The sequence below is a fragment of the Streptomyces sp. NPDC001927 genome (genome assembly GCF_053594455.1).
The window spans coordinates 376,135-389,094 of record NZ_JBSFEN010000005.1; the positions used below are offsets into that span (position 1 = coordinate 376,135).

The following is a 12,960-nucleotide window of genomic DNA, read 5'->3' on the forward strand; positions in this document are numbered from 1 at the left end:
CGGACTGGTGTGCGGGCGCGGGGAGTTGGGGCGGGAACCAGGGTTGGGGCGGGGCGGGGCCCGGTGTGTGGGCGGAGGTGAGGTGGCGCCCGGGTGTGGGTGAGGGTAGGGCGGTGCCCGGGGTGTGGGGTTGGGGCGGTGCCCGGGTGGGGCGGGGTGTGGTGGCGCCCGGTCCGCGCGGCCCTGGCGCGCGCGGACCGGGGCCGTCAGGGGGTGGTGACGAGGGGCTCGGGGGTGGTGAGGGCCTCGGAGTGGGCGTCCATGCGCTCGGCGGCGAGGATCGCGGCGGCCGTGTCGGCTCGCGAGGCGGCGACGACGAGGGCCCGGCCCGCGAGGGCGTGGGCGCGCTCGTGCAGCGACGGGGTGTTCGAACCGCTCAGTCCCGCGTGCCTGGCCGGCGGCGCGCCGCGAAGGCGTGCGACCTGGCGGGCGATGAGATCGCCGGCCTCCGTGTCGCCGAGTTCGTCCGTGACGGCGAGCAGGGCGGCGAGGTGTCCGGCGAGCTGGATGTCCAGCTCCTCCTCGCGGGAGCGGTGCGGGTACGCGTTCTGGTCGTCGTCGGCCATCCGGTGGACCGACTTCGTGCGGATCGGTTCGTACATGGGATGGCCTCCTGAGTGTCTGGAGCCATCCTAGCTTAGATTCAATCTAAAGTTGAGTGCGGTCTGAAGGGGCGGGGGCGGGCCTGGTTGGGTCACGGCGGCCGGCCGGGTGGGTCACGGCTGGCTGTAGCCGTCCAGGAACGTGCCGATGCGGGTCACCGCGTCCGCCAGATCGATGGCGTTCGGCAGCGTGACGATCCGGAAGTGGTCCGGCTCGTGCCAGTTGAACCCGGTCCCGTGGACCACCATGATCTTCTCGGCCCGCAGCAGGTCGAGGACCATCTGACGGTCGTCCTTGACCTTGTAGACGCTCGGGTCGAGCCGCGGGAAGAGGTAGAGCGCGCCCTTCGGCTTCACGCAGGTGACGCCCGGGATCTGCGTCAGCAGGTCGTACGCCACGTCCCGCTGCTCCAGGAGCCGCCCGCCCGGCAGCACCAGGTCCTCGATCGACTGCCGGCCCTGCAGCGCCGCGGCCACCGCGTGCTGCGCCGGCATGTTGGCGCAGAGCCGCATGTTGGCGAGGATCGTCAGGCCCTCGATGTACGAGGAGGCGTGCGCCTTCGGCCCGCAGACCGCGAGCCAGCCGGAGCGGAAGCCGGCCACCCGGTAGTTCTTGCTCATCCCGTTGAACGTGAGGACGAGCAGGTCGGGGGCGATCGCGGCGGTGGGCGTGTGCGTCGTGCCGTCGTAGAGGATCTTGTCGTAGATCTCGTCCGAGCAGACGACCAGGTTGTGCCGGCGGGCGATCTCCGTGAGGGAGCGCAGCATCTCGTCGTCGTAGACGGCGCCCGTCGGGTTGTTCGGGTTGATGATCACGATCGCCTTGGTGCGGTCGGTGATCTTCCGCTCGATGTCGGCGAGGTCCGGCATCCAGTCCGACTGCTCGTCGCAGCGGTAGTGCACCGCCGTGCCGCCGGCCAGCGAGACCGACGCCGTCCACAGCGGGTAGTCCGGGGCGGGGACGAGCACCTCGTCGCCGTCGTCGAGCAGCGCCTGCATCGACATCTGGATCAGCTCGGAGACGCCGTTGCCGAGGTAGATGTCCTCGACGGAGAGCGGGATGCCCTTGGTCTCGTAGTGGCTCATCACCGCGCGGCGGGCGGACAGCAGGCCCTTCGCGTCGCCGTAACCGTGCGCGTCGGCCAGGTTGCGCAGCACGTCCTCGAGGATCGCCGGCGGGCACTCGAAGCCGAACGCGGCCGGGTTTCCGGTGTTGAGCTTGAGGATGCGATGACCGGCAGCCTCAAGCCGCATCGCCTCTTCGAGCACCGGGCCCCGGATTTCGTAACAGACGTTGGCGAGCTTCGTGGACTGGATCACCTGCATGTCGAGAGCTTACGGCGGGGTCGCGCGAGGCGCCTCGTGTTTTGGGACACGTCGGGCGGAATCGGGGTGGGGCCGGGGGTGGGGAGGGGTGCGTCTGGGCCCGTCCTTCCTGGCGGTGCCCGGGTGGTCCCGGGGCGGCCGGGGCCCGTCCTTCCCGGCGGTCCCTGAGTGGTCCCGGGGTGGGCCCCGGGCGGTGCCCAGGCGGTCCCCGGGCGGTCCCCAGGCGGTCCCCGGGCGGTCCCCAGGCGGTCCCCGGGCGGTCCCCGGAAGGTGACCTGGCGCGGCTCGGCTCGCCGTGCGCTCCGTAGAATGCGCGGCCATGAGCCACCAGCGCGACCGAGCCGCAGACGCCCCAGGCCGACGCCGTCATGCCACGAAGCGGCGGGCCCCGGGCCCGCGCCGACTGCTGGCGGGCGCCGGCGTCGTCGGCATCGGGCTGCTGGTCGCGGTCGTCTCCGGGGCGTTCCGGTCGGGTCAGACCGGCGGTGCGCCCACGGGCGACGACGGCCGGCCGGGGCTGCCGTCGCTGATCCAGGCCGATCCCTCCGTCGACGCGGAGCCGGACGCGACCGGTACGCCGGCGCCGTCCTCGTCCGCCGCGCCCCGGTCGGCGTCCGCGCCGGCATCGGCCTCGGCCTCGGCGTCCGTGCGGGCGAGTGCCTCCGCCACGGATGCCGCCGCGCCCACCGCGACCGGGGACTCCGGGAGCGACGGGCCCGGGAAGTCGGGCGCGGCGCCCGGGAAGACGAAGCGCCCGAGGTGAGGCAGGCGGTCGTGGCGTGGTGGACCCGTCTGTGGAGCGCCGTCGGGTGCCGGTGGTCGGGAGCGCTCGGCGCGCTCGCCGTCACCGTGGGCGGCTACGCCGCCGGGACCCTGCCGGACGAGCCGGAGCCGTGGGGGCTGTGGGCCGCCCGGGGCACGGCGACGGCGGTGGCGGGTGCGGTCCTGGCGTACCTGGGGCTGACGCTGCTCGTGGCTGCGTGGGGGCGGTACGGGGTGCTGCTCGCCCGCGGGGACCGGGACGCCCGTGGCGGGGTCCTGGCGACCCTGGGGTGGTGGTGCGCGCCGCTGGTGCTCGCGCCTCCGCTGTACAGCGCGGACGTCTACAGCTACATCGCCCAGGGCGCCATGGTCCTGGAGGGGTACGACGTGTACGGGGCCGGGCCGTCGGTCCTGGGCCCCGGGGACCTCGGCGTGGAGGCCGCGGCGAGCGTCGGCGGGCACTGGACGGACACCCCGGCGCCGTACGGGCCGGTCTTCCTGGTCCTCGCGCAGGCCGTGGTGAAGGTGACGGGCGGGGCGATCGTCCCGGCGGTGTTCGGGATGCGGCTGCTCGCGCTCGGCGCGCTGGCGCTGATCGTCTGGGCGGTGCGGGGGCTTGCGGGGCGGCGCGGGGGTGAGGGCGGGGGTGAGAGCGGGGCGCTTTGGCTTGCGGTCCTGAACCCGTTGCTGCTGATCCACGTCGTGGGCGGGATGCACAACGACGGACTGATGATCGGGCTGGTGCTCGGCGGCGTGCTGGTCGCCACGCGGGGGCGGTGGGTGCTCGGGAGCGTGCTGGTCGGGCTCGCGATGATGGTCAAGTCGCCGGCCGCGGTCGCCCTGCTCTTCATCGGGGTGATGGTGGCGCGTGCGGGTGGTGGGGGCGTACGGGGTGTGGTGAAGGGGCTCGTCGGGCCGGGGACCGTCGCGGCGGCGGTGGCCGTCGGCGCGACGGTGGCGGCCGGGACGGGGTTCGGGTGGCTGCGGACGCAGAGTGTGGCGGGGGCGATCCATACGGCGCTGTCGGTGACGAGTGACGTGGGGCTGGGGCTCGGGCTGCTTTTCGGGGACGGCCCCGAGCCCGTGAAGGGCGTCGTCCAGAAGCTCGGCCTTGTGGTGGCGGTGGGGATCATCCTGGCGCTCGCCTGGCGGGCGTGGAAGGGGCGGATCGATCCGGTGCTGGGGTTGGGGCTGGCGTTGGTGGCGTTGGTCGCGCTGTCGCCGATGGTGCAGCCCTGGTACTTGCTGTGGGGCGTGTGCGCGGTGGCCGTGGCGGGCTGGGACACGCGGGTGGGGCAGGTGCTCGCCGTGGCGTCGGCGGCGCTTGTGTACGAGACCGCGCCGTCGGGTTCCACGCCTTGGTACGGGTTCGTGGCCGCCGGGGTCGTGCTGGCGGCGGGGCTCTGGTGGGTGCGGCGGTCGTCGTGGCCGCGCCCGGTGGTGGGCGCCGGAGCCGTGGTGTGCGGGGACCTGGAGCGGATGCGCCCGTAAGGGCGCCGTCCCGTGTGCCCACCCGTCCCGCCCTGCGGGACGATTGCCCACACGGGGGCGCCCGCCCCGTGCCGTCAGGAGGTCCGTGTCCTTCGGATCGATCTGCCTGCCAGGGCCGTCGTGCGCTTTCCGTCTTCCATGACGAACTGGCCGTCGATCAGGACGTGGGGGATGCCCACCGGGAGGGTGCGGGGGGAGTCGTACGTCGAGCCGGCCGCGACCGTGGTCGGGTCGAAGAGGACCAGGTCCGCCACGTAGCCCTCGCGGACGAGGCCGCGGTCGGGGAGGCGGAGGCGGGCGGCCGGGCGGGAGGTGAGGTGGGCGACGCACTCCTCCAGGGAGAGGACGCCCTCGTCGCGCGCGTACTTGCCCAGGTACTCGGGGAACGTTCCGTACGCCCTCGGGTGGGGCTTGAAGCCCTGGAGGATGCCGTCCGAGCCGCCCGTGTGCACCCGGTGGCGCATGATCGTGCGGACGTTCTCCTCGTGGCCGACGTGCTGGAGGATCGTCGAGCCGAGGCGGTCGCCGATCAGGAGGCGGCGGGCCGTGACCCACGGGGCCTCACCGCGCATCTCGGCCGACTGGGCGATCGTCTTGCCCACGCACGACGCCAGACCCGGGTCGCTTACCCCCGAGATCTCGATCGTGTCCCACTCGATCGGCACCCCGTGGCAGCCGTCCGAGCCGATCTCCTCCAGGTGGTGGCGGATCCGTTCCGCCGTCTCGTCGTCCTTCAGGCGCGTCAGCAGCGCCTCCGGGCCGCCCTCCGCCGCCCAGCTCGGGAGCATCGCCACCAGGGTCGTGCAGCCCGGCGTGTACGGGTACGTGTCCAGGGTGATGTCGGAGCCGCCGGCCAGCGCCTCGTCCAGGAGGGACAGGAGGTCCGGGGCCTTGCCCTTGTTCACGCCGAAGTTCATCGTCGCGTGCGCCAGGTGCAGCGCGCAGCCCGCGTCCCGGGTGAGGGCGACCATCTCCTCGTACGCCTGGAGCGCACCGGCGCCGTACGAGCGGTGGTGCGGGCAGTAGTAGCCGCCGTAGCCCGCCACGACCTTGCAGAGGTCGGCCAGTTCCGTGTCCTTCGCGTACATGCCCGGCGTGTACGTCAGGCCCGAGGACATGCCCACCGCGCCCTGCTCCATGCCCTCCGCCACCAGCTGCCGCATCCGGGCCATCTCCCGCTCCGTCGCCGGGCGGTCGTCCCAGCCGACGGCGTACATCCGGACCGTTCCCTGGGGGATCAGGTACGCCGCGTTCACCGCGATGCCCTTGCCGTCGTGCGAGCGGTCCAGGCGGTCCAGGTACTCGCCGACCGTGCGCCAGTCGAAGTCGATGTCCGAACCGTCGCCGTTCCAGCCGGTGATTGCCCGGCGGACCTCCGCGAGCGTGCGGTCGTCGACCGGGGCGTACGAGAGGCCGTCCTGGCCGAGGACTTCGAGGGTCACACCCTGCGCGGCCTTCGCGGTGTGCTCCGGGTCGCGGAGCAGCGCGAGGTCGGAGTGCGCGTGCATGTCGATGAAGCCGGGGGACAGGGCGAGGCCCTCGGCGTCCAGGACGCGCCGGGCGGTGGGGCGCTGGCAGCCCGCCGCCGCGCCCTCCTTCACTATCGCGGCGATCCGGCCGCCGTCGACGGCGACATCGGCGCGGTACGACTCCCCGCCCGAGCCGTCGATGACGTCCACGTCGCGGATGACGAGGTCCATGGTGACCGGCTCCTCTAGAAGAACGTACGGATGTAGTCGACGACCGTGCCGTCCGCCTCGACCAGCGGGATCAGCTGCCACTTGTCGAAGGACGTACAGGGGTGGGAGAGGCCCATGCCGAGCCAGTCGCCGACCTCGATCTCGGCGCCCGGTTCCGTGCGGACCCAGCCGTGCTGGTCGGACAGGCCGGTGACCGTGATGCCGTCGGCGGGGCGGACCGTGCCCGTACGGGCGTCGCGGACCACCTGCGCCTCGGGGAGGTCGAGGTCGTACGCGGCGTCGCGCTTGCCGCCGTTGGTGAAGGCCTGCTCGGGGGTCGGGCGGGAGACGACCTGCGTCCAGAGCCGGAACGCAGGCTGCAGCGCGCCCTCTTCGGGGACCCGGTTGAAGGGGGTGAGGTGCCGGTAGTGGCCGTCGTCGTGCGAGACGTACGCGCCCGAGCGGAGCAACTTCAGTACGGGGAGCGAGAGTTCGGGGATCTCCGCGAAGACGTCGGCGACCGCGTCGAACCAGGCGCTGCCGCCCGCGCTGATCACGATCTCCTCGATGTCGGGGGAGAAGCGGCCGGCCTTGTCGAGGTCGGCGGCGAGGGAGACGAGGCGGTTCAGCCAGGCGTGGACCCGGTCGGCGTCCGCCTGCGGGACCTCGCCCTCGTAGCCCGCCACGCCGACCAGGCGGAGCGTGCCGGCCGCGGCGACCGCGTCGGCGACGGCGGTGCAGTCGGCTTCCGTACGGGCTCCGGTACGGGCTCCCTCGCCGGCGCCGAGCTCGACGACGACGTCCACGGGGCGCCGCGCGCCGGCCTCGGTGAGGGCCGCGTCCATCAGCTCGACCCCGCGGACCGAGTCGACGTAACAGATGAAGCGGAAGTAGGGGTCGGCGTCGAGCTCGGAGGCCAGCCAGCGCAGGGCGGGGGCGTCGACGAGCTCGTTGGCGAGGAAGATCCGGGCGATGCCGTGGGCGCGGTAGACGCGGGCCTGGTGCGGGACGGCTGCCGTGATGCCCCAGGCGCCGTGCTCCAGCTGGCGGTCGAAGAGCTGCGGGGCCATCGAGGTCTTGCCGTGCGGGGCGAAGGCGAGGCCGTGGCGCTCGGCGTAGGTCTCCAGGAGGCGGAGGTTGTGCTCGACGGACTCGGCGGAGAGGGCGAGGACGGGGGTGGTGAAGCCGCCGGTGAAGAGGTTGCGGCGCTGGGCGGCGAGCTCGCCGACGGTCAGGCCTTCGGCGTCGGGGGGCAGGGCCTTGAAGCGGTGGTCCACGCGTTCGTGCGCGAGTTGCTGGGTGGGGGTGGGGGTGGGGGTGGGGGTGGGGATGGGGGTGGACTGCGTCTGCGGGTGCTGCATGGGTTCCTCTTCCTCCAGGCCTCGCGTCATTGCGTTGCACTGTGCGCAACGGTCATTGCGCATATCGCTTAATGGTGTCTAACATCCGGGCCAACGCCGGGTCAATGGACCCGCATGATCCACGAGGAGCCCGTAGGTGACCGCCGTGACCGGAGACCACCCGACCGTGGACGCGCCACCCGTGGACGTCGTCTGCCTCGGTGAGTCCATGGTCACCTTTCTGCCCTCCCGGCCGGGACGCCTCGCCGACGTCCCCACGTTCGCCCGTGCCATCGGCGGCGCCGAGTCCAATGTCGCCTGCGCGCTCGCCTCGGCGGGACACCGCGCGAAGTGGGTGAGCCGGGTGGGTGCGGACGGGTTCGGCGACCACCTCGTCGAGGCGATCGGGGCGTACGGGGTCGATGTGTCGGCGGTGGGGCGGGATGCCGTGCGGCCGACCGGGATCTACTTCCGTACGGCCACGGATCGGGCCGCGGCGGCGCATGAGGTTGCGTACTACCGGGCCGGGTCGGCGGCTTCGGCGATGTCGCCGGAGACGGTTCCGTACGAGTCGGTGGTGGACGGGCGGGTGCTGCATCTGTCGGGGATCACCGCGGCGCTGTCGGAGGGCAGTCTGGCGCTGATGCGGGTGTTGACCGCTCGGCGGGTGGGTCGGCGGCCGGTCGTGTCGTTCGACGTGAATTTTCGGGCGGGGCTTTGGCGGGATGCCGTGGTCGGTGGGCGGGTGCTGCTTGAGCTTGCTCGGGGGGCGGATGTGGTGTTTGTGGGGGAGGACGAGGCGGAGGAGGCGTGGGGGTTGGTGGGGCCGGAGGCCGTCCGGGGCGCGCTGCCTGAGCCGGCCGTGCTCGTCGTGAAGCGGGGGGCGGCGGGGGCGGTGGTGTTTGAGCGCTGCGCGGCTTCTTTCCCCACCCCGCCCCTTCCCGAACTGGGGGCTCTGCCCCCAGACCCCCGCGCCTCAAACGCCGGCGGGGCTGGATGTGCCGGCGAGGCCGGATTTGCCGGCAGGGCTGGATTTGTCCCCGACACCGTCACCTCCGTCCCCGCACCCCGTGTCGACGTCGTCGCGGCCGTCGGGGCCGGGGATGCGTTCGCTGCCGGGTTTCTGTCGGGGACCCTTCGGGGGTTGCCCGTACGGGAGCGGGTTCGGCATGGGCATCTCATGGCCGCCGCCGCGCTCACCGTGCCCGGAGATCTCGCCGCACCGCCCGCCCGCGCACACGCCGACCGGCTCGTCGCCCTCGGCGACTCCGCCTGGGAGACACTGCACCTCGGCCCCGGCTGGACGGGGGAGGACCAGGAGGTACGTACGCCATGAGTCAGACCGTCGACCGCGCGCTGAGCATCCTGCCGCTGCTCGCCCAGGGGCCCGCCGACCTCGGCCAGGTCGCCGACCGGCTCGGGGTGCACAAGTCCACCGCCCTGCGGCTGCTCCGCACCCTGCACGAGCACGGCCTCGTCTACCGCCAGCAGGACCAGCGCTACCGCCTCGGCGCCCGCCTCTTCGCCCTCGCGCAGGAGGCCGTCGAGAACCTCGACATCCGCGAGATCGCGCACTCCCACCTCACCGCGCTCAACGAGCAGATCGGGCACACCGTCCACCTCGCGGTCTACGAGGAGAGCGAGGTGCTCTACATCGACAAGGTCGAGAGCCGCTACCCGGTCCGGATGTACTCCCGTATCGGCAAGCCCGTCGCCATCACCGTCGCCGCCGTCGCCAAGCTGCTGCTCGCCGACCTCCCCGAGCCCGAGCGGCGCGCCATCGCCGCCAAGCTCGACTACCCCATGTACACGCCCCGTTCGACCCCCAACGCCGCCGCCTTCCTCAAGGAGCTGGCGACCGTACGCGAACAGGGCTGGGCCACCGACCTCGGTGGCCACGAGGAGTCCATCAACTGTGTCGGAGCGCCCATCCGCGGCGCCGACGGCCGTGTCGTCGCCGCCATGTCGGTCTCGGCGCCCAATGTGGTCGTGACCGCCGAGGAACTCCTCACCCTGCTCCCGCTGGTGCGCCGCACCGCCGACGCCATCAGCCGGGACTACTCAGGCAACACCCCTACCAAGGACCGGACATGACCGAGAAGATCGCGCTCACCCCCGCCACCCACACCGCCCCGCCCGCCAAGTTCTCGCACGGCGTCAAGAAGGGGAACATCCTGCAGGTCGCCGGGCAGGTCGGGTTCCTGCCCGCCGAGGAGGGCAAGGCGCCCACGCCCGCGGGCCCGACCCTGCGCGAGCAGACCCTGCAGACCTTCGCCAACGTCAAGGCGATCCTGGAGGAGGGCGGCGCGAGCTGGGACGACGTGATGATGATGCGCGTCTACCTCACCGACGTCGACCACTTCGCCGAGATGAACGAGATCTACAACGCGTACTTCGAGGAGCAGGGCCTGAAGGCCCCCGCGTCCGCGCGTACGACGGTCTACGTCGGCCTCCCCAAGGGCCTCCTCATCGAGATCGACGCCCTCGCCGTCCTCTCCTGAGCCCGAGCCGGTACCCCCACAACCTGAGCTGATTTCGCTGAGCACGCCGCTTTACGGCACGGCGTCCGTCCCCGGGACGCCGTGCCGCGCTCCCCCCTACCCAAAATCGAGGCCCCCTGCATGCTGCTCGCCGCCGCATCCCCCGCCGCCGAGGCGCCACCCCACACCGGAGGACTGCTCCTCCTCATACCCGGCACGGCCGGTCTGCTGACCGTCGCCGCCCTCGGTATCGCCCTCCTCCTCGTCCTCATCATCAAGATCCGCCTGCAGCCCTTCGTCGCGCTGCTCGCCGTCTCCATCAGCGTCGGCCTCGCCGCCGGACTCTCCGTCACCGAACTCTTCGGCACCGTCCAGAAGTCCGCCGCCACCTCGGTCATCGAGAACGGCATGGGCGGCATCCTCGGCCATGTCGCGATCATCATCGGCCTCGGCACCATGCTCGGTGCGATCCTCGAGGTCTCCGGCGGAGCCGAGGTGCTGTCCTCCCGCCTCCTCGGCCTGTTCGGCGAGAAGCGCGCCCCGCTCGCGATGGGCCTGACGGGACTGATCTTCGGCATCCCCGTCTTCTTCGACGTCGGCATCTTCGTCCTCGCGCCGATCGTCTACGCCGCCGCCAAGCGGTCCGGCAAATCGATCCTGCTCTACTGCATGCCCCTGCTCGCGGGTCTGTCGATGACCCACGCCTTCCTGCCGCCGCACCCCGGCCCGGTCGCCGCCGCCGGACTGCTCCACGTCTCGCTCGGCTGGGTCATCCTCATGGGCATCGTCGTCGGCATCCCCGCCGTCCTCGCCGCCTGGGCCTACGCCGCCTGGATCGGCAAGCGGCTCTTCGTCGAGGTCCCGCAGGACATGCTGGAGGCCGCCGAGGACGCCAAGGCGCAGGTCGCCGCCGAGCGCAAGGACGGCGCCTCCGAGGCGCCCGTCTCGCTGGCCACCGTGCTCCTCATCATCGGTACGCCGCTGGTCCTCATCCTCGCCGCGACCTTCTCCTCCATCGCGCTCGACGAGTCGACCGCCCGCTCCGTGATCGAGTTCTTCGGCAACCCGTTCGTCGCCCTGACGATCGCGCTGTTCCTCGCGTACTACCTGCTCGGCATCCGGCGCGGCTGGTCCCGCAAGTCCCTGGAGCAGGTGTCCACGTCCTCGCTGAAGCCGGTCGGCAACATCCTGCTCGTGGTCGGCGCGGGTGGTGTGTTCGGCGCCGTGCTCAAGGCCAGCGGTGTCGCGCAGGCGCTCTCCGACACCTTCAACGACGTCGGCCTGCCCGTCATCGTCCTCGCCTACCTGATCTCCCTCGTGCTCCGCGTCGCCCAGGGCTCCGCGACCGTCGCGATCGTCACCACCGCCGGCATCGTCCTGCCGCTGGTCGAGGGCGGCGACCACTCGCAGGCCTTCCTCGCCCTGGTCATCATGGCGATCTCGGCCGGCTCGATCTTCGCCTCGCACGTCAACGACGGCGGCTTCTGGATCGTCTCGAAGTACTTCGGCATCTCCGAGCGGGACACCCTGAAGTCCTGGACCGTCCTGGAGTCCGTCCTCTCCGTGGCCGGATTCGCCGTCGCCGCCGCGCTCAGTCTGGCGGTCTAGTCCCGCGGCTACTACGGAGGAGGGCGCCCCCGGCTTTCCGGGAGCGCCCTCCTTGTCACGTTCTACCCGCCGTCACGTCGTGCAGTACTGCGCCTGCTTGCCGATCGAGCGGTACATGCAGTCCGCGTTCTCCAGAAGCTGGAGCACCGCGTCCCTGTTGCGGCTCGTCTCGCGCTCGATCACCTCGTCGGGCGGGTAGAAGCCGCCGTTCCAGGACGAGGCCGGATACATCTCGAAGGTGTAGCCGAAGATCTTCTGCGCGCCCCACAGCCAGTCGTCGATCGATCCGTCCGTGATGTAGAGGTCGCTGGACTGCTCGGCCGTGTAGCCGTTGCTCGCCGCCATCTTCCCGCCGACCGTCGCGAACGCGTCCCGGTCGTCCTGCGTCAGGCCCGGCGCGGTGTTCGCGGTGGTCCAGCCGTAGGGCCAGAGCACCAGTTCGCTGTACGTGTGGAAGTCGATCGCCGCCTTGATCTGCTGCTTGCCGCCCACGACCCGGGTGCGGACGAAGTCGGCGACGACCTTCACCTCGGGGGCCGACTCGGGGGCCGTGCCCCGGTAGGTCTCCGAGCTCTTGGTGCCCGAGGAGCCGCCGCAGCAGCCCCACTTGTAGTCCCAGTTACGGTTCATGTCCGTACCGACGTAGGACGAGCCGGCGTTGGGCTGCCGGTTCTTGCGCCAGCTGCGGTACGAGCCGGAGGCGATGTCGTACTCGCCGCCGTCCGGGTTGAGGTCCGGCACGATCCAGATCTCGCGGTTGTTCACCATGTTCGTGACCCGGCTGTCGGAGCCGTAGCCCGCGCCGAGTTCGCGCAGCAGGTACAGCGCCATCTCGACGGTCAGGTGCTCGCGCGCGTGCTGGTGGTGGGTGAAGAGGACCTCGGGCTCGGCCTCGTCGGTGCCGACGTTGTCGCTGATCTTGATGGCGACGATGTCCCGGCCCTGGTAGGTCTTGCCGATGACCCGCTTGTTCATGAGGCTCGGGTACTGGGCGATGCGCTGGTCGATCTCCGCGTTCATCTCGGCGAAGTTGTGGTACTTCGAGTCGGCCGAGGGGAAGTCGAAGGGCTCGACGCCCAGACCCTTCGCCGACCGGTCCGGCGGCGCCGGCAGCGCCTCCGGGCGGTGGCCGAGGGCGCGGAGCTTGCGCAGCTGGGCCTGGTTGGCGCTGACGACGACGCTGTGGTCGTCGGCCTCGTCGATGGAGACGCCGGTGGCGGCGAGCGCGGTGCGTTCGGCGACGGTGGACGGGCCGTGGATCTCGTACTGGCGGATCACTTCCTCGGCGGCGGGGGTCGGCTCGGAGTCGGCTCCGGCCTGCTGGCTGCCGAGCGAGAGCGGCGCCGCGAGGGCGAGCGCCAGCAGGGCCGCGAGCGTGGCGGACCTCCTGCCGCGCGTATCGCGCGTTCCGCTTCCGCGGGTTCGAAGTCGCATGCTGTCTCCTGGGTGGGGAGGGTGGGGGGTGCGACAGGCTGTGCGGGATTGCCGTGCGGGGTTTGCCGTGCGGGGTTGCTGTGCGGGTGTTCGGTGCGCGTGTTCCGCGCGGGTGTTCGCACATGGTGAGGCTGTGACATGGACGGGTCAAGAGTGCGGTTCGGCCACCGGTCGTCACGGTCGCCTTCGTGGCCGGGTTCCACAGGAGATCACATCGGACCGCGAAAACCGCGAAAGG

Annotated in this window: 11 protein-coding genes; 6 read left to right on the top strand and 5 right to left on the bottom strand. The window is 71.9% G+C overall.

What is annotated here, in order from left to right:
- Nucleotides 1–206 precede the first annotated feature (206 nt).
- Nucleotides 207–602, bottom strand: a complete 396-nt coding sequence (locus ACWCO8_RS15670) for an SCO4983 family protein (RefSeq protein WP_451032642.1) — start codon at nt 600–602, stop codon at nt 207–209.
- A 114-nt stretch (nt 603–716) separates the two neighbouring features.
- Nucleotides 717–1,928 carry a pyridoxal phosphate-dependent aminotransferase gene (locus tag ACWCO8_RS15675; protein ID WP_362014685.1) on the bottom strand — a complete coding sequence of 404 codons (1,212 nt, stop codon included), beginning with the start codon at nt 1,926–1,928 and terminating at the stop codon, nt 717–719.
- Nucleotides 1,929–2,247: 319 nt separating this feature from the next.
- Between ACWCO8_RS15675 and ACWCO8_RS15680 the strand changes: the two genes are divergently transcribed.
- Together ACWCO8_RS15680 and mptB are read left to right on the top strand one after the other, a co-directional pair.
- Complete coding sequence (locus ACWCO8_RS15680; RefSeq protein ID WP_451032643.1) at nt 2,248–2,691, top strand: hypothetical protein; 444 nt, start codon at nt 2,248–2,250, stop codon at nt 2,689–2,691.
- An 11-nt stretch (nt 2,692–2,702) separates the two neighbouring features.
- Nucleotides 2,703–4,181, top strand: a complete 1,479-nt coding sequence (gene mptB, locus ACWCO8_RS15685; protein ID WP_451032644.1) for a polyprenol phosphomannose-dependent alpha 1,6 mannosyltransferase MptB — start codon at nt 2,703–2,705, stop codon at nt 4,179–4,181.
- 74 nt (nt 4,182–4,255) lie between these two features.
- Here the strand turns inward: mptB and ACWCO8_RS15690 are convergent, their stop codons facing one another.
- A complete protein-coding gene (locus ACWCO8_RS15690) occupies nt 4,256–5,881 on the bottom strand; it encodes an N-acyl-D-amino-acid deacylase family protein (protein WP_451032645.1) in 1,626 nt (541 codons plus the stop codon).
- A gap of 14 nt (nt 5,882–5,895) precedes the next feature.
- Nucleotides 5,896–7,221, bottom strand: a complete 1,326-nt coding sequence (locus ACWCO8_RS15695; protein WP_451032646.1) for an amino acid deaminase — start codon at nt 7,219–7,221, stop codon at nt 5,896–5,898.
- Nucleotides 7,222–7,366: 145 nt separating this feature from the next.
- On the opposite strand from ACWCO8_RS15695, the gene ACWCO8_RS15700 reads away from it, so the two are divergent.
- From ACWCO8_RS15700 to ACWCO8_RS15715, 4 genes are all read left to right on the top strand, one after another.
- On the top strand, nt 7,367–8,536 hold the full coding sequence (locus ACWCO8_RS15700) for a sugar kinase (RefSeq protein ID WP_451032854.1): 1,170 nt from the start codon (nt 7,367–7,369) through the stop codon (nt 8,534–8,536).
- A complete protein-coding gene (locus ACWCO8_RS15705; RefSeq protein WP_451032647.1) occupies nt 8,533–9,294 on the top strand; it encodes an IclR family transcriptional regulator in 762 nt (253 codons plus the stop codon). The genes ACWCO8_RS15700 and ACWCO8_RS15705 overlap by 4 nt, the downstream gene beginning before the upstream one ends.
- Nucleotides 9,291–9,701, top strand: a complete 411-nt coding sequence (locus tag ACWCO8_RS15710; RefSeq protein WP_451032648.1) for a RidA family protein — start codon at nt 9,291–9,293, stop codon at nt 9,699–9,701. Before ACWCO8_RS15705 ends, ACWCO8_RS15710 begins: the two co-directional genes overlap by 4 nt.
- A 120-nt stretch (nt 9,702–9,821) precedes the next feature.
- Complete coding sequence (locus tag ACWCO8_RS15715) at nt 9,822–11,288, top strand: GntP family permease (RefSeq protein WP_451032649.1); 1,467 nt, start codon at nt 9,822–9,824, stop codon at nt 11,286–11,288.
- Nucleotides 11,289–11,360: 72 nt separating this feature from the next.
- On the opposite strand, the gene ACWCO8_RS15720 is transcribed toward ACWCO8_RS15715, so the two are convergent.
- Nucleotides 11,361–12,722, bottom strand: a complete 1,362-nt coding sequence (locus tag ACWCO8_RS15720) for a M14 family metallopeptidase (protein WP_451032650.1) — start codon at nt 12,720–12,722, stop codon at nt 11,361–11,363.
- Nucleotides 12,723–12,960: the final 238 nt, after the last annotated feature.